Genomic DNA, 19,832 nt, shown 5'->3' on the forward strand with positions numbered 1-19,832 from the left:
TAATTAAGTATACTTATTTTCAAGTTTTCCGTCAAGTCAGTCTTTTAAAAACTTTACATCGTTTCATCCCGTCGGTATACTTAATTAAATCACTTCATTAAGGAGAACATTTATGGCTTCTACCACCCATACCATTCGCCAGCAAAACAAACAGCTGGTTTTAAAAACTTTGTTTCAAAACGGGGCATTATTCGCCTCCGATTTAGTGAAGAAAACCGGCATCAGCATGGTCACCACTAACTCATTATTAAAAGAATTGTTAACAGAGGGGGAAATCACGAAAGGTCCGCTGGAGCAAAAAGAGCTAGGACGACCAGCAGTGACCTATCAGCTAAATCAAGACCGAGGTCATTCTCTTTTGCTTAGCTTTATCGATCACGATGGCTCCTTGGCTCTTTGGTCCATGCTGATCGATCGTAAGGGGAAGGTTTTGGCAAAACACGACCAGCCCTTTCCTGATGTTGCCCCTCACCGCTTTCAAGAATGTGTAACGAACGAGCTGGCATTATTTCCCTTTGTGGAACAGATCGCCCTCTTTTTACCAGGAAAAATCAGCAGAGGAACCGTGACTTCCAGCTGGTATGAAAAATTTAACGGTTGGCAGCTGGCAGCCCTCGTGGCAGAGGTCACTGCACTGCCCTTCTACTGTCAAAACGATGCCCATATTTTAACAATCGGCTATTGCATCGCCCAACAGATCTCCTTGCAGCAAACCATCGTTGGCATGTACAATCCCGAAAAAAGCATGCCCGGTATCACGCTCCTAGTCAATGGTGCGCTTTTAGAAGGAAAAGATGCCCTAGCGGGAGAGGCAAAATTTTTACCCGGCTACTTGGATCAAGGGGCACCGCAAGACCGCACGGCTTTGGTCCAGCGCCTGACAAGCTTACTGCCATTTTACAATGCAGCTTTTGCCCCCCACTGTATCATTTTAGCCAGCAGTGATGCAGTAAAAACCGATCTCTTAGACGCGATCCAAAAAAATCCATTGCTGCAGCAACAACCCAATCAGCCCGCTTTCCATTATATCGATGCTATCGAGGAAGCCATGGTGCTAGGCATGCACTGGCTGATTTTCCGCAAGACACCTTTTGACTTAGCCCGTTGATGGCACAAAGACCATAGAATAATTGAGGTGGTGTGATATGAAAATAGCGATCATTGGTGCTGGTCCTCGTGGACTTTCACTTTCAGAACGGCTGATTGCTCATAGCAAACAAAACAAACAAGCCATCGACTTGCTGCTGTTTGATCCTTTTCTTCCTGGGGCAGTTTGGCGCACGGACCAATCGGCAGATTTGCTATTGAATTCTGTGACCAGCCAAGTCACCCTTTTCACGGATGACACATTAAGCACCGGCGGCCCCGTGGTCAAAGGACCTACCTTATACGAATGGGCAGTGACAGAAGGGAAACATTTCGCAGCCACGCATGCCCCTGAGCTCATTGCGAAATGCACAGCACTTGATTCACTTGATCCTAACGGGCATTGCTCGCGGGCGTTATATGGACTCTATCAACAGTGGTTTTATCAGCAGTTGTTAATAGAGCTACCTGAATCCATTACCGTCAACCATCTGTCAGATAGTGTCAGCTCTTTGATCCCTCTTTCCAAAAATCGCTACCAGTTGACGACGGCTCACCAAACATTCCTTGTTGATGCCGTCGTCTTAGCTACAGGCCATTCACAGGCCCAACTGTCATCAGGGGAACAACAATTGGCGGCTGCCGCAGAAAATAATGGCTGGTTTTATGCACCGCCAGCCAATGCGGCAGATACGGATCTAACGGCTGTGAAAGCCGGAGAACCTGTGATTTTACGGGGACTAGGACTTGCCTTTTACGATTACGTCACCCGCTTGACCAGTGGTCGGGGCGGAACCTTCGTCAAAGTCAATGAATCCCTCGTCTATCAACCTTCTGGTGAAGAACCGCAAATCATCGCCGGTTCTCGTCGGGGTGTCCCGTATCATCCTCGTGGCCGCAATCAAAAAACACCAACGCAGCAGCGAAAGCCCGTTTTTTTGACCCCTGAACGCCTAGCTGCTTGGCAAGCAGCCAAAACGGTTGCTGGCAAGACACTGCTCTTCTATTTAAAGAAAGAGGCAGAACTCGTCTATTATCAGACGCTGCTTTTAGAAAAACAGCGGCTTGACAAAGAGCAGCTTGACGCTTTTACCACCGCCTTTGTTGCCACGGAAGGATCTGAAGACTTGCTAAAAAAATGGCAGCTTCCTAAGAGGGAATGGTGGTCATGGCACCAACTAGCCGATCCCTTTGCTCAGAAAGAGCAGCAGTCCTTGCAAGACTTTTTCATTGCGCTATTACGTACCCAAATCCAAGATGCCGAAAAAGGCAATCTAGCGGGACCTATCAGCAGTGCCTTGGAAGTCTTCAAAGATCTGCGTGACCCGATTCGGTTTGTTCTCGATCATCAGCTAATGCCAGCAAAAGACCTGAAAACACTCTTTTGGCAGTCTTTCGTTCCCTTTAACAGCTTTTTATCGATCGGTCCGCCGGTTCAACGACTGCAGGAACTGGTCGCCTTGATGGAAGCCGGAGTGGTGACCTTACTAGGTCCTGACATGACTGTTGAGATTGAGGAGGCTTATTGTACGTATTCAAAGCGATTTCCCGACACACGCTATCACGCGACGCAACTAATTGAGGCCCGCATTCCATCGACAGCGATTCGTCGAACCAACAATTCCTTATTGCGGCAACTGCTAAACGATCGGATCATTCACCCGCACCGGTTGCCGATACCCAATGAGGTGCCTTTTGAGACGGGTGCTATCGCCATCGATCCTGAGACCAATCAGGTCCTTGGACCAGATGAACGCCCCTACACTGCCCTCTATTGTTTCGGGATTCCCACAGAAGGCATCCACTGGCTGACGGCTGCCACTGCTCAGCCAGGAACCGATGCTTGGAATTTACGGCAGGCGGACCAGATCGCCGCTGACCTCTTACACCACATCTTCTAGTCGCTTCTTTTCTATCAAACGCAAACTTCCGAGGAAACGCTTCGGAAGTTTTTTGTTTTTCTTTCGCAAATCCGCAGAAAGGATTTTTCTTTTTTTGAATATTCTTGAAATTTTCTTTAATTGTTACACGAAAATTGCGACAGTCCTAGAAAACCGTTACAATGGAAGAAACGAATGTAGGGAGGTTATCAGATGACCGCTGAATTACAAAAAATAGATGCCTTGATCGCAGAAGTGGAAAAAGTGATTTTAGGCAAACGAGATGTGATCCAATTTACCGTGGCTGCGCTGCTTGCTGGCGGACACGTTTTATTCGAAGATATCCCTGGTGTTGGGAAAACGATGTTGGTCAAATCGTTAGCCAAAGCCATTCAAAGTGACTACAAGCGGGTACAGTTTACCCCAGACCTTTTACCTAACGATGTGTTAGGTGTGTCGATTTTTAATTCCCAAAGCCACCAGTTCGAGTTTCGTCCCGGCCCGATCTTCACCTCCGTCCTCTTGGCAGATGAGATCAACCGAACCACACCAAGGACGCAAGCCTCGCTCTTAGAAGCCATGTCAGAAAATCATGTCACCATCGACAATCAAACGTACCCATTGAGTCCCCACTTTTTTGTGTTAGCTACCCAAAACCCAATCGAATATGAAGGAACGTATCCCTTGCCCGAAGCCCAATTGGATCGTTTTTTGTTCCGCCTGCATATCGGTTACCCAGATTTTCAAGATGAGCTCGCCCTCTTGACTGGAAAACGACAGCAAAGCTTGGATCAGATCCAAACCATTTTACATGCTGATGAAGTGACCGCTTTGAAAGCGATGGTGGACGACGTGTATGTCGATGAGCGGGTCGCCCGTTACGCATTGCAGCTGGTTCAAGCGAGCCGCCAGCATAATGCCATTGACCTTGGTATCAGTCCTCGTGGTGGGATCGCCTTCTTAAAAGGGGCAAAAGCGTTAGCGTTGACGGAAGGACGGACCTTTGTCACGCCGCAAGACTTGCAGCGAATTTTACCAGCAGTCTTCGGTCATCGTTTATTACTGAAAGGCGGCGTTCATGCTAGCGCGGAGACCCTTTCAGATTTGATGAAACAGATGATCCAACGGGTGCCTGTCCCTACGAGGAAATAGCGATGAAGAAAAAAAAGCTTGAACGCGTGCTGCGCCTCCTGTTGTTTAGCGCTGCCTATTTTTTGCTGCTGGCTTACTGTGTGATCTTTAATAATAATGCCGGTTGGAGCCTCTGGTTTTTACTGACTCTGTTATTGTTGCTTGACGCAGTATTCTTGCTGCCCTCCCTCAAGAAGGTCCAAATCGTTTTAGAAGAATCGATCCAAGCTGAAACACAGACAGCGATCACCTTACCGCTGCAAGTCTTCAAGTATCGCCCGACGCTGCTGCCGCTGGTCGATTTCACCTTGCAGTTTGACGATCGTTTCAAGAATAGTCATCACAGCGCCTTTTATCGAGGCAATCTGATTCGGCTCCATCTGCCTTGGACCCCAAAGGAGCGCGGCAGCTATGAAGAATTGCCCGTTCAATTGTACAGCCATGATCTCTTTGGCTTTTTTGAAAAAAGCTACGCTGCGGGTGCGAAACAATCGATTTTGATCCTACCGAAATTGAAGCTAGAAGCCGTTGCCCTATTGCCATTTTTTAAACAGCAAGTCCGCAGCCAAACCCATGGGGAACCCAATTTTTCTATTCGACAGTTCCGTCAATACCAGTTAGGGGATTCATTAAAAAATATCGATTGGAAATTATCCAGCAAACAACAGGAATTGATCTATCGCGAACGAGAATACGAAGAAGAACAAGACATCTTTCTGCTCTTTTGGGGAGAAGATCATCCTGCTTTTGAAGAGACCTTGACACTGTTTTATTCGATCCACCATTTCTCACAAAATCAACGACTTTTTCAGCCGCTCTTGATTGGTGACGGATTGACTTCTCCTTACCAAACGGATGCCGCTGCCTATGCCCAGATCCTTCCCTTCGAGAAAGTTCCTGAAGGGGTACCGCTCTTGACTGGCAGCCATCTTATCTTCATTACCCCGGTTTTCACCCCACAACTGGAAAACTACCTCAGTCAGTTGGAAGCAAAAAACAGCTGCCAAGTGTTTACCTACGCTGATTTAATGAGGCAGTTGAATGAACTTGAGGAGGTGGTAGGATGAGATTTATTAAGAAAGCACTGATTGGTCTTTTGACCTTTCTCAGTCTATCACTGGTGATCTTGCCGTTTATCGCAGTTTATGACCTTGGCAATCAGTTCACCCTGTTAACTTATGCCTTTAGTATCTGTTTGATTTTGACCGTCGTGCCGAAAGTCCGTTACAGTTTGCCTTTGCTGGCAGCCGCTTGGCTGATCGTCTTGTATCGGATCTTTCCTTATGGGACTGCCTTTTCTTTTGACTGGCTACTGCGTTTTTTGCTAGACCTGCACCGTGCCTTTCAAGAGATCCTCAGTGGTGAAGTCGGCTATATCACCGAACTGGCGGCGGTGACATTGATCGTTAGTTGGGTCTTGTTTTTAGCGATCTTGCCGATTGCTTATCAGCGCTTTTTCTTGATTTACGCCACCATGATCGGCTACTTGCTGACAGTCGTTATTTTTAATCAATTTGACTTGACGTGGCATTTGATTGGTATTTTTCTTTGCGCACTGGCTTCTTCACTGATCCAGCGCAGCACCTTTCGATCCAGTCAAACGATCGCCCCTTGGTTTGGTGTGATGCTATTGATTGGTGGCTTAGCCGTCACTGCTGTCTACTTGCCGCAAACGAGCGTGCGGGATCAGTTGGCAGCTAGTTCCACGCCTATACGGACAAATCTGAATCAGCTGGGTTTTTATCAATTTATTGAAGAACATGGCACCCCCACTGGTTCTCGCACGGGTTTCAGTGAAAATGATCGTCAATTAGGCGGACCACTACTTGATGATGCGACGATTTTATTTGAAGCGCAACAAGAAACCCCGCATTACTGGCGGGTGGAAAGCAAAGACTTTTATTCTGGTAAAGGCTGGATCAGTACGAGCCGCGAAGACGTTCGCTTGGAAGCAGACGATGTCACCATCGCTGACCAGAGCTATCAACAAACCTATCCTGAGAATGAACAAGTGCGGATCCAATTCCAAAACCATGGAGACTATGTGCCATTGCCCTATGGCCGCAGTAGGTTATCCCTTGAAAGCGGCGCACGTGGCTTTCAAATCAGCGACGCTATTCAACGGGTCGATTTGATTGATTCGCTACCAGACACGGCCTTGACCCTCGATTGGGACCATCCAGATTTTTCCGCAGAAAATCTTCAAAATCTGCCTTTGATCTATCCGGATTCTCCGATCGATTATATCCAATTACCCGATTCTTTGCCGCAGCGGGTACGAGATCTCGCCGCTGAGATCACCACTGACAGCAACAGTCTGTTTGACCGAGTCACCGCAATTGAAAGCTATTTGAAAGATCCGCTCGTATTTCGCTATTCCAAGACCGATGCCGTCGTGCCTGCAGAAGAGCAAGATTACGTTGATCAATTTTTATTTGAATCACAAGTCGGCTACTGCGACAATTTTTCCACGGCAATGGTCGTTCTACTACGGAGTTTAGAGATCCCTGCTCGCTGGGCTAAAGGCTTTTCTCCTGGATCCCCCGTGACAGAAAACGGCATCACTACTTATACTGTCCGTAACTTGAATGCCCACTCGTGGGTGGAAGTCTACTTTGACGGATACGGTTGGGTGCCTTTTGAACCGACACCTAGTTTCCAAAATCCAGATCGTCCCGTGTTGACTCAAGAATCTACTAGCTCCGAAGAAACGCCGACCGCTAGCAGCGAGACAATACCAACGAGCAGCACGGAAACAGAAAGTAGTGAAACCACGACCAGCAGTTCGGCAACAGCCGCGGTTACCGATGATGTTTGGTTGACTGAGGAGCTGAAACAAACGCTGCGTAATGGCTTCTTTGGAGGCTTAGCTCTCCTAGGACTTGGCCTACTTTTCTATTTCCGCCATTCGTTTTTCCGTATTCATTTATGGTTGATCTGCCGCTTTAACAAACAGCCGCTAGTTACTGCCTATCCTTTGTTTTTAAGGCAAACGACGAAAGTTTTGTACCGTAACGAGGCGGAGCCGTTGATCGATTATGCCCAACGACTCGAAGCATTCTATCCACTGTTTCATGGTGATTTTATCCGCTTGACGCAGCAATACGAAGCCTACCTTTACAGCCAGGAACAGCCGGCTGGTCAAGAAGCCTTCTTGAAGCAAGTCGCTGCCCAAATCAGTCAGCTGAAAAAAATCAACTAAGCAGTGAGGAGAAACGACAAAAAAACGTATCGATCAAAGGATCGATACGTTTTTTGCTTTAGGCGTTTCCTTGACGTTTTTGAACGGCAATAATAATCAGCTTTGTGATTTCCATCAAAACAACTGCCACAGCAGCCATTGCGATACATAGACTGACATGTCCTAAAGTGAAGGTTGCTGGAATCGCAAAGACTTCACGGATGCCAGGAATCAAGGTAATGCTGTATAGTCCACCACAAACGACGATCGCCAACCACACCATTTTATTGGCAAAAAGGCCAGCTTGCCAAGCAGTCTCGGTATTTGAGCGTGCTGGCAATGTTTGCAATGTCCGGCTCCAGATAAGTGTTGAGAAGGCCATCGCTACACCTAACTCAGGTGATTGGCTCATCCCTAACCATTGTGCCAAAATCACGACAGCGGCAATCAAAATACCGCGATACGTTACTGAGATCAATGTTTTTCCAGTGAAGATACCAGCATTTGGATCTCTAGGCTGACGTTGCATGATGGTTGGTTCGGCTTTTTCCATTCCCAGAGCAATTGCTGGTAATGAGTCGTTGACTAAGTTGATAAAGAGTAGCTGCAAGGCAGTAAATGGATTGTCCCAACCCATCACTAAGGCAAAGACGATCGCAATGATCGCACCTAGGTTTCCAGCAAACAAATACGAAATGGCTTTTTTGATGTTGTCAAAGACGTTTCGGCCAACTTCTACGGCACGAATGATCGAGGCAAAGTTATCATCCGTCAAGACCATCGCCGCTGCATCTTTGGCAACGTCCGTTCCGGTTCCCATTGCGATCCCGATATCCGCTTGTTTCAAGGCGGGGGCATCATTGACCCCATCTCCGGTCATGGCAGAGATCTTGCCTTTGTCTTGCCAAGCCCGCACGATACGGATTTTGTTTTCTGGCGAAACACGAGCATAGACTGTGATTTTGTCTAATTGATCCGCTAGTTCGGTTTCAGAAAGAGCATCCAATTCCGTACCAGTCAAAGCTAAGTCGCCCTCGGCTGAAATACCGATCTCTTGTGCGATCGCCACGGCTGTCGTTTTGTGGTCCCCTGTGATCATCACTGTTTTGATACCAGCAGATTTAGCATCCGCTACGGCTTGTTTGACTTCTTTACGAGGAGGATCGATCATCGCCATCAAACCAACCAAAATCAACTCGTTTTCATCCTCAAGTGTCAATTCTCGTGATTGGGCATCAGTCAATGGACGGTAAGCAAACGCCAAGACCCGTAATGCCCGTTTTGAGAATTCTTCGTTTTGATGCTGCAATTTATTTCTAATTTCATCTGTTAAAGGCACGACTTGATCATCGATCAAGACTTTGGTACTGCGGCCAAAGACGATGTCTGGACCACCTTTGGTCAACAACAAATGTTCGCCATCGATCTCATGTAAGGTGGACATCAATTTACGATCAGAATCGAAAGGCAATTCTTGCAAACGAGGAAACTGTTGACGAATCGCCCGATATGGCTGATTTAGTTTCTCACTGTAATCCAGAAAAGCAATTTCAGTAGGGTCTCCTAGCTTCGCCCCATCTTCACTGATGGCAGCATCATTTGCCAAGACACTGATCTCTACTAAGCGTTTTTCAGGCAATGTCCAGGTAGTTGGCTCATCGGGGAACGTGCCCGTTTGCCCATTTGGTAAATAGTAGTCAACAACGGTCATTTTGTTTTGGGTCAAGGTCCCTGTCTTATCTGTACAAACGATACTCGTTGAACCCAATGTTTCAACCGCTGGTAGTTTTCGAATGATGGCATGACGCTTCGCCATTTGTTTTGTTCCGATCGAAAGGACGATCGTCACGATCGATTGCAATGCTTCTGGAATCGCTGCAACGGCTACGGCTACCGCAAACATAAAGGCGTTGACTAAGTCTTCCGTCATATCACCTGTTCCGTCACCTAAGAACAACCGTGCTACTTGAACCCCTAAAATAATCAATGAAAGGACCAAGATCGCCAAGCTCAGTTTTTTACTGAAGCTGTCCAGTCCTCGTTGCAATGGTGTTTTGTGTTCAACTGTACTTTCCAATAAGCCAGCCACTTGACCGATTTCCGTCACATTACCAGTCGCGGTTACGATAAACCGACCACGTCCATAAGTGACGATCGTTCCACTGAAGACCATGTTGTCACGGTCGCCGATCGGTGCGGTACGATCGATCACACCTAATTCTTTTTCCGCTGGCGTTGATTCCCCAGTCAGCATTCCTTCATCGACCTTCAAAGAACCCTCTTCGATCAATCGACCATCTGCTGGTACATAGTCCCCAGCTTCTAAAATAACGATATCGCCGACAACCAATTCTTTCGCCAGCACACTTTGTTCTTTGCCATCCCGAATGACGTTAGCATCTGGTGCTGACAAGCTTTTCAAAGCGTCTAACGATCCTTCGGCTTTTTTCGTTTGTATCACACTGACGACGGAATTCAACAAGAGTACTGCGAAGATAACGATGGACTCAACGTGTGCACCCATAACCATTTGGATGATTGCCACAATCAACAAGACGATCACCATCGCATCTTTGAAGGTATCTAAGAATAAGGCAAAGCTTGATTTCTTAGGTGCTTCCTTCAGCTGGTTCAGGCCATTTTCTAACCGCTTGGCTGCCTCTTGCTGCGTCAACCCCTCTGGACTGCTCTGGACCTCTGCCATAATTTCCGAGATTTCTTTTTGATACATTTCTTTCGCCAATTTTTTTGCCCCTTTTAATTTTATTTTCCTTAGGCACTCTGCTAGAAAAAAAGAGACCTAAGACAAGTATACGCTTGTCTTAGGTCTCACCATTTCAAATAATACCAGAAAGCTGTCGCCAGCTTACTTACTGTTGATATTATCGCAGCTTGCGCCACCGGTTACTCCCCTAAGGAATAATAATAAGAATGTATCATTATCATAACGGAAACTGTTGTTCTTGGCAACTATAAAACATCAATTTGAAAATTTTTTGAAAACATTCTTTTTGTTCCCATTCCTTTTTTTCTGTTACACTAAAGAAGAAAGAAATTTGTACGTTACAGGAGGAAAAACGATGGATCTTTTTGATACTTTTACCCGCCACAGCTCTGTCAGAGATTTTCAACCCCGGCCACTATCAAAGGAACTCAAGCAAAAATTAGTGACGGTTGCCCAAAGTGGTTCCAGTTCGAACTTTGTTCAAGCTTATTCGATCATTGAGGTCAGTGATCCTGAAAAACTGGCTGCCATCGAAAAAATTGCCGGTGCCCCAAATTACATCACTCGAACGGGGGTCTTCTATCTTTTTGTCGCCGACTTACATAAGCATCAGCAGCTGCTGACCCAAGCAGGGTTGCCGGATACCCACTTAACCACGATGGAACCGTTTATTGTGTCTGTCGTTGATACGACGATCGCTGCCCAAAATATGGTAGCATATGCTGAAGCACAAGACTTAGGAATTTGCTACATCGGCGGCATCCGCAATGATTTGCCTCGTATCGCAGAACTTGTCGGCTTACCAAAATTGACGTTTCCGTTATTCGGCTTGACGATCGGTTATCCGCAACATAGAAATGAGCCGAAAGTCCGCTTGCCTCAAGAAGCGATCGTAAGTGTCGATCAGTATCAACCGCTGACGCAGGAGCAAACAGCCCAGTACAACCAAACGACGGAAGCCTATTATGCACAGCGCAGCAGCAATCAACAGCAAACCAATTGGCAAACGAAAATGACGGAATTTTTCCGTGAACCGCGACGTCCAGATGTCGCTGCCTTTATGAAGCAACAAGGCTTCTCAGACCACTTCGGCGAATGAGGACACTAATCACCACGGGAAAATAAAAAACGATCTTTGGCAAGGAATCTTGTCAGGATCGTTTTTTTGCTTGGTGTAAAAAATCAGGTTCAGGCGGCTCTTGTATCTTTGTCGCGCTAATTAACGTGCGGCTTCTTGTGCGGTTTCGTTGACGGCAACTGCCTGCTCACATTTTTCCATTAATTCTACGAATGCTTTATCTAACACGGCTGCATTTTCGGAGGTTCGCTGACTGATTTGCGTCATAGGTTGCGCCGCAAGATCCAGCAAATAGGTAGGGATTGCTTCTTTTTCAGAAAAAGTGCCCTTGATCAGCGGCTGGTAGACAGACTCGCCACAAGGTCCAGTTTTGATAAAGGCTAGTTCGAACTGCGCCTTCCCTGACAAGCGCAACCGATAGAACCCTTCATTGGTCAGCAGTTTTTCATCGGTAAAGCGTGCCTGTAATCGTGCAAAGCGTTCATAATCCATGGTATCTGCTCCTTTTTGATTCCTTCTTTCCTCTAGTGTAGCAAATTTCTTGTTAGCAAAACATCTTTTTCATAGAGAACGCACCCCCTTTTTCCTCGTCTGGCGATTTTCCACTTTACAAACGGAACAAACGTTCGTATAATTCAAGTGAGGTGAATGCGTATGCCAGCTGCAAAAATCGCTTATGCAAAACAAGAAACCTATGCATTTGAAAAACACTATTATGAATTGGTAAACTTTCCCACACCAGTGGCGCTTTTGTTTGATGAATTCGCATTGACGATGGAGCGCAATCAAAAATCATATATTGCGATCCCCGCGCGCTATTCCGTCTTAAAGGTTCCGCTCGTCTTTGTTTTTCGACTAGAGACTAAGGATGCGCCTGTTTATTATTATGAGCACGTACTTGCTGAAAATAAGATCATTCGCCGCTACAACCCCGAGCGTAACTATTTGCCCGGCGGAAGATAGACCAATGGTTCCCCCCCCCCCGATTACTGTACCAAGCGGATGCTCTCTCCTGATGAAAATCATGGGTAGCAGTTCGAATGTTTGTCATCAAAACAAAACCCCTCTATACTAAAAAGAAAGGGGTTTTTCACAATGACGAAAAAACCGCCGCAAACGTCTGAAGAAAAAGAAGCCGCTTCTAACAATATGGGATTGGGGATCGGTGTCGGAATGGCCTTAGGTGCTGCATTTGGGATGCTGTTTTTTGACAACCTGGCATTAGGCATGGGTTTAGGCATCGCACTAGGTGTAGCGATCGGTGCCGGTATGGATCAAAAAAGCAACAAAGACAAGAAATAGCTGAAGCAAAGAGCTGTGTTTATCTGTCACAGCTTGCTGCCCAGTAAATACAAAAAAAGCCTAGGTTCTGCACTTGTTGTACAGGACCTGGGCTTTTTTGCTACTTCGAGCAATTTTCTCGAAAACAGTTGCTTCACAGTTGGTTACAGCAGATTTCTTTTCGCCATTTCCGCGCGATACAGTTCATAAACCGCATCACTTTGCTTTGCATGACTGCGGTAAAAGAGCCCATAAGAGAAAATCGCTTGGAAATTGCTTCCTTGATTTGCTCGTGCTACAGCGTGGTACAAATTCGCCAACTGCTGATCAGACATCTTCCCGCTTTTGATTTGTTTGGCAACTGCTTTTTGAGAAAGGGTAAATAAAACCGTCGTAAATACTTGATAAACCACCCAAATCGCCAGAATGACCAAAATAAATTTCACCAAATCAGGCATCACTTTTCAACTCCTTACAAAAAGTAAATCATTCGGATGATTTGATGTCAATAATAAAATAACCCAACGAAAATAAAATATTTATTTCCCAAAGTAATAAAATAGCAGTATGACAATGATTGAAACAATCAGTCGTACTGCTATTCCTTTATTACCTCTATTCATCTAAGTATTAATAAATCGACTCAGCTAAAAAAAGAATAGACGGTATCAATGTCTCTTTATTTCGCCAAACGGTAGATAGCATCTGCATAGATCACCGCTGCGTTGAATAGGTCATCCAAGCTCATGAATTCATTGGCTTGGTGCATGGTGTCAACATAGCCTGGGAACATTGCGCCATAGGCAACGCCGCGTTTCAATAGACGGCCGTATGTGCCGCCGCCGATGATTTGTTCAAAGCCTTTTTCGCCGGTATGTTCTTCATAAACCGCCAATAAAGTTTCTACCAATGGATCATCTGCTGGCACGTAGTGAGGTTCCATGTTGCGGTCATTGCGAGTAACGGTGGCCCCTTCCATACCGACGGTGCGTTCCACACCGATTTCAAGTCCTTCCGCAGTTACACCTTTAGGATAACGGAAGTTCAAGGCGATAAAGTTGTCTGCTTGCGTTCCTGCTTGGTTCGCTTTAAAAGCAAACAAGCCAGCATTCATAGTTAATTTACCCATTTTTTCGTCTTCGTACGCCACACCTAATTTTTCACCGTAGAAATCTTCATGGACATAGGCTGCTGCTGCATGGATGAATTGTTTTGCGCCGCCGCCAAAGGCATAGTTATCTAAGAAGACAGCTAAGAAGGTTCCCGCATTGATTCCTGATTGTGGGCTGGCACCATGGGCACCTTTACCGACTAATTCGATCGTCACTTGTTCATTTTCTGTTTCAATTGTGCCCGTCACTGGATTGGCTTCAACGTAATCGAAAAAGGCTTTTTCGATCGCTAATGCTTCTTCTGTTGATGGAGCAATGAAGCTTGCCGTTGCCGTTCCTGGTACCATATTTTCTCGCAAGCCAGCAGTGAAACTTTGTAGCGTGAAGTCTCCTTCATTGTTGCCTTGGAAATGGATCCCTAATGTCACATTTCCTTTTTCTCCATTGATGATTGGGAAATTGGCATCTGGCGAGAAGCCAAAATCAGGCTTTTCTTCATGCTCAAAGTAGTAATCCATATCTGCCCAGCCGCTTTCTTCATCAGAACCAACGACAAAACGGATTTTTTTCGATAATGGCAAGCCCAATTCTTTAATGATTTTCATCCCATAATAGGCGGCCATTGAAGGACCTTTATCATCAGAAGAACCACGAGCATAGATTTTGTTGTCATTGATGACTGGATCATAAGGATCGGTTGACCAGCCGTCACCTGCAGGAACAACATCCATGTGACCGAAGATCCCTAATGTTTCGTCTCCTTCACCAAATTCGATGTGACCAGCGTAATTATCGACGTTTTTGACTGTGAAGCCATCACGTTCGCCATAAGCTAGCATGTGTAGCAACGCATCACGAGGTCCAGGACCAAATGGCGCGTCCGCAGTCACTTTATCATCTTCTCTTTCACTTTTCACTTTCAATAGATCAATCAAGTCGTTCAGCAAATCGTCTTTGCGGGCTTCGACCTCTTTTTTCCAATCGATTGTCATAGTGTTCCCTCCATTTCTGTTCTCGCTATTTATGATAACACTCTTAAACCAAAAAAGGAAAAAAAATTGCGCCTTTTTCCATGGGTCTTTTCTATGAAATTTCTAGGAAACAGGTATAATAAATATAACTCGATTTTGATTAACGAAAGGAGTCATTGCATGGTGCAACTTGATTCTGCGATTTTATCCAAAGTGATCCAACAGCGCCCGACAAAAAGCCACAAAGGTACCTTTGGCCGGGCCGTTTTAGTAGGGGGCAACCGCCAATTCGGTGGGGCGATCTTAATGGCGGCGCAAGCCTGTGTATATGGGGGAACTGGTTTGACCACTGTGATCTCCGATGGCGTCAACCGAACCGCCCTGCACGCCCGCTTGCCTGAAGCGATGTTTGTCGATTGGCAGCAAACAGAACTGATCGATACGGTCACCGAATCGGCGGACGTCCTACTGATTGGTCCCGGATTAGGAGAAGGAAAAAGCAATTTTGATCTGCTGCAGCGGATCGTTTCTGCCCAAAAAGAACACCAATGGTTGGTGATCGATGGTTCGGCGATCAATTTGGCTGCCAAATATCCGCTGATCATCCCCTTTCCTGAACAAGTCGTCTTCACGCCGCATCAGATGGAATGGCAACGGCTCAGCGGACTGGCAATTGCCGACCAGACCGAAGAAAACAATCAGCAAGCCCAACAAAAACTCGGAAGTCTGGTGGTCTTAAAAAGCCATCGCACGCAAATTTACGGTAGCAGCATCGCCCAAAATCCCCTCGGAACACCCGCAATGGCGACTGGTGGGATGGGTGATACGCTGGCAGGCATGATTACCAGCTTTTTGGCACAGTTTGAAAAAACAGAGGAAACGATCCACGCGGCTGTCTATCTCCATAGCCTGATTGGCGAAGCATTGGCAGAAGAGCACTATGTCGTGTTGCCGACACAAATCAGTGCCGCATTGCCTCAATGGATGAAAAAGCACCAAGCAGCCGATCCAGAATGATTTCTGATAAACCATTCATCAAAAAAACGTCCCTTTCTGCATTTGTCGAAAGGGACGTTTTTTCCAATGGTCAGCTAATTGTTAAAATAAACCACTCGCACTTCATACGGCGCCAAGGTTGCTGTTTGAGGGACTGCTTGATTGGTCTCTAAATCAACGACTTCTTTGATCAAGTGTAGTGTCTGCTCTTTCTCAGAAAAATTCATGATGAAAAAGTACGTTCGTTCTGGACTGATCCTGCCTTGGATCGAGACTGCAGGATTGGCATGCGCGATCCTTTCCTCTGCCAAGGACAGCTCACGGACCAAAGAGGCATAAAACTGTTCGAAAAAGTCATAGTTGGTGCGAGCCGCCAGATAGTAGGCGGTGCCTGCACCAAAGGTATGTTTGGTGATCGCAGGTGTTCCTTGGTAAAAATCCGCTTGATACACCCCTAGTACCTCCGCTGTTTCGGCTTCGATGATTGCAGAATAGTCCCGTGTTTCAAAGGGCTGTCCTTGAAAAACCACTTGATTGTGTTCAGTGTCAAAAAGAGTTTCCAGCTCCAGCACGTTGATGCCTAATAACCCTCGCAACGGCTGTGGCAAGCCCCCCAGATACAACAGGTCGGTTTCATTGACCATGCCGCTAAAGTAACTGGAAATCAAGGTACCACCAGCTTCCGTGTACTGGCAAAGTTTTGCCATCGTCTCCGAGGTCATCAAGTAAAGCATCGGAGCGATCACCAACCGATAGTCAGAAAAATCTTGCTCTGGCGTCAAAATATCGACAGCGATGTCTTGTTCCCAGAAATAACGATAATGCTCCTGCAACGTTTGCGGATACCGTCTGGTTGGTCGACCAAACCCGCCTCCTCGCTTCAATGCCCAGTTGCTTTCCCAGTCAAAAAGGATCGCCACTGCTTTTTTTCTTGTGGTTCCTTGAATCTCTTTGATTTTTTCCAAGCGCTTGCCGTAAGCCGCAACTTCTTTGAAGACCCGATTCTCCGTGGAATCATCATGTCCCACGACTGCCCCATGGAATTTTTCTGAATTGCCGCGGGATTGGCGCCATTGAAAATACAAGGTACTATCTGAGCCGTGAGCGATCTGCTGCATGGCACTCAACTGATGGACACCAGGCTTTTTCGCTTTATTGAAGGAATGCCAGTTAACAAAACTCGGCGTGCATTCCATCACTAAAAAGGGCTGTTTCTTCAAAGACCAGTACTGGTCATGCACATAGGCAGATTTCATTGCTGTCGCTGCCAAAGATTCAAAGTTGTTGTTCCAATCAGGGTAACTATCCCAGCTAACGATGTCCACATGACGAGCAAACTTGCTGTAGTCAATGCCTTCCAAAGGAATAAAGTCTTGGGTAGCATGTCCTTCCGCCATAAAATTCGTCGTCACAGGAATGTCCGGTGTCAGTTGGCGAATCGGCGTACATTCATGCAAATAAAAATCGATCGTCCTATCTGTAACAAATCGTTTCCAATCAAGATCCATGCCATGCACTTTGTGTTCTCCTAGAGGCGAAGGCGGTAAAACCTGCGACCAATCGGAGTACGTACCACTCCAAAAAGAAGTCCACCAGGCATGATTCAACGTGGCTAAATCACCATATTTCTTTTGCAGCCAACTGCGCCAGTTTTCTTGACAATAGGAGCAAAAGCATTCCCCAGAGTACTCATTGGAGATATGCCACATGGCTAATGCCGGATGCTTGCCGTAACGTTTTGCCAACTGCTGATTGATTTGCGTTACCTTTTCCCGATAGATCGGTGAAGAGTAACAATGATTGTGGCGAAACCCATGGGTATGTTTTTGCCCTTGGGCGTTGGTCCGATTGACTTCGGGATACTTTTGGCTCAACCATTGCGGACGCCCACCGCTAGGAGTGGCTAAAATGACTTTGCCGCCGATGCCATGGATCTGATCAAACACACGATCCAACCAGTCAAACTGATAAACGCCTTCTTGCGGCTCTAAGGCACTCCAAGCAAACACCCCTAATGTGACGGTGTTGACATGGGCTTGCTGCATATAAGCAAGATCCTTTTGCAAGATTTCTGGATAAGCCAGCCATTGATCGGGGTTGTAATCCCCGCCATGCATAAACTGCTGATCAAAAAATTGATTGCTCATCATTCTGCTCCTTTTTTGGCATGTAAATGGTAGACAAATGATTGAAAATCGCCAGTGACTTGCGCCGTTCCATGGTTGACGGCATTAAACTGATAGGGTTTACGCAACCCTAATTGCCTTAACAGCTGACCAGAGACGGGTTCGCCATTGACCTGATACACCTGTTGGCCATCGAGAAAGGCTGCGGGCAAAAAGTCTTCCGCCGTCGGATTGGCTTGTGCCAACACGCGAAAGAAAGCAACCAATGCTTCTTCATTTTGCGGATCATACACCGCCCAAGTTTTTTCATTGGCATGTTCCAACTGCTGCAGCTGATAAAAAGTACCAAAGGTCAGCAATTGCCGCTGCTTTTTATAAAAAACGATTTGGGATTTGATCGCCTGCTTTTCAGCTTCAGACAAGTGAAAGAGATCGAGTTCATACCCCAATGGCCCAAACATTGCGACAGTTTGCCGAAAGGCTAAAGAAGTTGCCCGGCCGACTTGGTGGTTTGGTACCGCCGACACGTGATTGCTGAAGGAGGACAACGGATACCCTAGCAACGTTCCGCTTTGGATGGCTAAACGTTCCACTGCATCACTATCATCACTAGGCCAAATCTGCGGACTGTAAAACAAGATCCCCAAATCGTATCTGCCCCCGCCGCCAGCACAGCCTTCAATCAAAAGGGTCGGAAACGCCGCTAAGATTTTTTCATATAAGCGATAAAGGCCTAAAATATAACGATGATAAAACTCCGTCTGAGAAATTCCCTGTTCCGCTAAGTAAGGAGAGTAAGCTTCCGTGATATTGCGGTTCATATCCCATTTGATGTAATCCAGCTTGGTTTCAAGGATCACTTTTTGCATCGCTTCGAAAATTGCCTCGACCACTGCTGGATTGGCAAAATCCAACACGTATTGCCCGCGCCCCACAGAGATCCGCTCATAAGGATGCTTGACTACCCACTCAGGATGCTCTTGGTACAACTGACTATCTGGCGAAACCATTTCCGGTTCAAACCAAATCCCCAGCTGCAGCTGCATGGCATGAATTTTCTCAGCAAAAGAGCCGATTCCTTTTGGAAATTTGGCAGGGTCCGCCACCCAATCGCCTAATGAACTGCGGTCGTTGTTACGTTTTCCAAACCAACCATCATCCAGCACAAAGCACTCCATCCCTAACGCCTTGCTTTCTTGGGCTAAGGTCAACAGCTTCTCTTCATTAAAATCAAAATAAGTCGCTTCCCAGTTATTAAAGACGATCGGCCGCTGCCGCTTTTGCCAATAAGGGGCAATCACATGCTTTTCGATAAATTGGGCGGATTCTTGACTCAAACCATTCAGGCCAGCAGCGGTGAAGGTGAAGAGACATTCCGGCGCTTCAAAGGTTTCTCCTTGTGAAAGCTGCCAGCTGAAATGTTCAGGATGTATCCCCAACATCAATCGAACGTTGTCCCATTCATCCATTTCTGCTTGCGCCAAAAAGTTACCAGAATAAATCAGGTTGGCACCGTAGACGTGACCAGTGTCATTGGTGGCTTGCTGTTCTTTTAAGGCGACAAAAGGATTGTGCTGATGACCAGACGCTCCTTTTAACGAGCCAACACTGATCGTCCCTTGGGTCAAAGGGACCGTCTTGATATGCCGTTCTTTCAGCCATGCGCCTGAAAGATGCAGCAGTTCAAAATCGCGATTTTTCAGCTCCAAGACACCACTCAAAAAGCGCTGGATGGTTCTAGGCTTGCTTCCCGTATTGGTCAGTGTCTGCTGCCTCGTGATGGTTCCTGATCCTTTGAAGATCGTATAGGTGATCGCCAGTTCCAGCTGTCGCTCTTGATCTACTAATTCAAAGACGATGCTTTGGCTTTCATCGGCAGCCGCGAAGCTGGCTGGTTGCGCCAGCTTTCGTTCTTTGCCCTCAAAACAGTGAAAAGCCACAAGTTTAAAATCAACATAAAGTGGGGTTTCTTCCTCAAAAACCGACACTACCCCTTCTCGAAAATCAGAAGTCCCATACGTTGGCAATTCTTGAAAACGGTCTGCCAAGGTAAAAAGATTGTCTGCTTCAAAAAATTTGACGGTTCCTGCCGATTTATTCTCTTTTTTATCAAGGTACGCTTGATCAAACGGCGCCAGTGTGCCTAGAGATGGCCCAAAATAGACATGACCCAGTTGCTGATTTGGTAACACATTTATGATATAACTGATTTTTTCATTGTATAAGTGAAAGAGTTGTTCGTTCTTTATTTCTATCATTGCTATC

General features: G+C 46.3%; 15 protein-coding genes. 9 read left to right on the forward strand and 6 right to left on the reverse strand.

Annotated features, from left to right (window positions below; genetic code table 11):
* Positions 1-112 precede the first annotated feature (112 nt).
* The 5 genes from IGJ26_RS11285 (at position 113) to IGJ26_RS11305 (ending at position 7,299) form a co-directional block, all read left to right on the forward strand.
* Entirely contained in the window at positions 113-1,108 is a 996-nt protein-coding gene (locus tag IGJ26_RS11285) for an ROK family protein (protein ID WP_005234738.1), read from the forward strand.
* Positions 1,109-1,145: 37 nt separating this feature from the next.
* Positions 1,146-2,987 (forward strand): FAD/NAD(P)-binding protein, encoded by a 1,842-nt coding sequence (locus tag IGJ26_RS11290; RefSeq protein ID WP_016613588.1) that lies wholly within the window; start codon positions 1,146-1,148, stop codon positions 2,985-2,987.
* A gap of 192 nt (positions 2,988-3,179) precedes the next feature.
* Complete coding sequence (locus IGJ26_RS11295; RefSeq protein ID WP_005234736.1) at positions 3,180-4,118, forward strand: AAA family ATPase; 939 nt, start codon at positions 3,180-3,182, stop codon at positions 4,116-4,118.
* A gap of 2 nt (positions 4,119-4,120) precedes the next feature.
* Positions 4,121-5,164 carry a DUF58 domain-containing protein gene (locus tag IGJ26_RS11300; protein WP_005234735.1) on the forward strand — a complete coding sequence of 348 codons (1,044 nt, stop codon included), beginning with the start codon at positions 4,121-4,123 and terminating at the stop codon, positions 5,162-5,164.
* Positions 5,161-7,299, forward strand: a complete 2,139-nt coding sequence (locus tag IGJ26_RS11305) for a transglutaminaseTgpA domain-containing protein (RefSeq protein ID WP_194199500.1) — start codon at positions 5,161-5,163, stop codon at positions 7,297-7,299. The genes IGJ26_RS11300 and IGJ26_RS11305 overlap by 4 nt, the downstream gene beginning before the upstream one ends.
* 58 nt (positions 7,300-7,357) lie before the next feature.
* On the opposite strand, the gene IGJ26_RS11310 is transcribed toward IGJ26_RS11305, so the two are convergent.
* A complete protein-coding gene (locus IGJ26_RS11310) occupies positions 7,358-10,009 on the reverse strand; it encodes a cation-translocating P-type ATPase (RefSeq protein WP_194199566.1) in 2,652 nt (883 codons plus the stop codon).
* Between the two features lie 349 nt (positions 10,010-10,358).
* Here IGJ26_RS11310 and IGJ26_RS11315 point away from each other — a divergent pair, with 349 nt between their 5' ends.
* Entirely contained in the window at positions 10,359-11,102 is a 744-nt protein-coding gene (locus IGJ26_RS11315) for an NADPH-dependent oxidoreductase (protein ID WP_008378980.1), read from the forward strand.
* A gap of 120 nt (positions 11,103-11,222) precedes the next feature.
* Here IGJ26_RS11315 and IGJ26_RS11320 read toward each other — a convergent pair whose 3' ends face one another.
* On the reverse strand, positions 11,223-11,573 hold the full coding sequence (locus tag IGJ26_RS11320) for a hypothetical protein (protein ID WP_008378982.1): 351 nt from the start codon (positions 11,571-11,573) through the stop codon (positions 11,223-11,225).
* 162 nt (positions 11,574-11,735) lie between these two features.
* Between IGJ26_RS11320 and IGJ26_RS11325 the strand changes: the two genes are divergently transcribed.
* Positions 11,736-12,044 carry a DUF5960 family protein gene (locus tag IGJ26_RS11325; protein ID WP_008378984.1) on the forward strand — a complete coding sequence of 103 codons (309 nt, stop codon included), beginning with the start codon at positions 11,736-11,738 and terminating at the stop codon, positions 12,042-12,044.
* Positions 12,045-12,176: 132 nt separating this feature from the next.
* Positions 12,177-12,383: a hypothetical protein gene (locus IGJ26_RS11330; RefSeq protein WP_008378986.1), complete on the forward strand. Its 207-nt coding sequence runs from the start codon at positions 12,177-12,179 to the stop codon at positions 12,381-12,383.
* Between the two features lie 143 nt (positions 12,384-12,526).
* Here IGJ26_RS11330 and IGJ26_RS11335 read toward each other — a convergent pair whose 3' ends face one another.
* Both IGJ26_RS11335 and pepV read right to left on the reverse strand, forming a co-directional pair.
* Positions 12,527-12,820 (reverse strand): hypothetical protein, encoded by a 294-nt coding sequence (locus tag IGJ26_RS11335; protein WP_008378988.1) that lies wholly within the window; start codon positions 12,818-12,820, stop codon positions 12,527-12,529.
* Positions 12,821-13,041: 221 nt separating this feature from the next.
* Positions 13,042-14,466, reverse strand: a complete 1,425-nt coding sequence (pepV, locus tag IGJ26_RS11340) for a dipeptidase PepV (RefSeq protein ID WP_008378990.1) — start codon at positions 14,464-14,466, stop codon at positions 13,042-13,044.
* A 159-nt stretch (positions 14,467-14,625) separates the two neighbouring features.
* On the opposite strand from pepV, the gene IGJ26_RS11345 reads away from it, so the two are divergent.
* Positions 14,626-15,462, forward strand: a complete 837-nt coding sequence (locus IGJ26_RS11345) for an NAD(P)H-hydrate dehydratase (RefSeq protein ID WP_034872317.1) — start codon at positions 14,626-14,628, stop codon at positions 15,460-15,462.
* Between the two features lie 74 nt (positions 15,463-15,536).
* On the opposite strand, the gene IGJ26_RS11350 is transcribed toward IGJ26_RS11345, so the two are convergent.
* Together IGJ26_RS11350 and IGJ26_RS11355 are read right to left on the reverse strand one after the other, a co-directional pair.
* Entirely contained in the window at positions 15,537-17,591 is a 2,055-nt protein-coding gene (locus IGJ26_RS11350; RefSeq protein ID WP_194199662.1) for a beta-galactosidase, read from the reverse strand.
* On the reverse strand, positions 17,588-19,825 hold the full coding sequence (locus tag IGJ26_RS11355; protein ID WP_430599631.1) for an alpha-galactosidase: 2,238 nt from the start codon (positions 19,823-19,825) through the stop codon (positions 17,588-17,590). The genes IGJ26_RS11350 and IGJ26_RS11355 overlap by 4 nt, the downstream gene beginning before the upstream one ends.
* Positions 19,826-19,832: the final 7 nt, after the last annotated feature.

The organism is Enterococcus sp. AZ095a, assembly GCF_050546735.1.
In the GTDB taxonomy this organism is placed as follows: Bacteria; Bacillota; Bacilli; order Lactobacillales; family Enterococcaceae; genus Enterococcus_D; species Enterococcus_D entomosocium.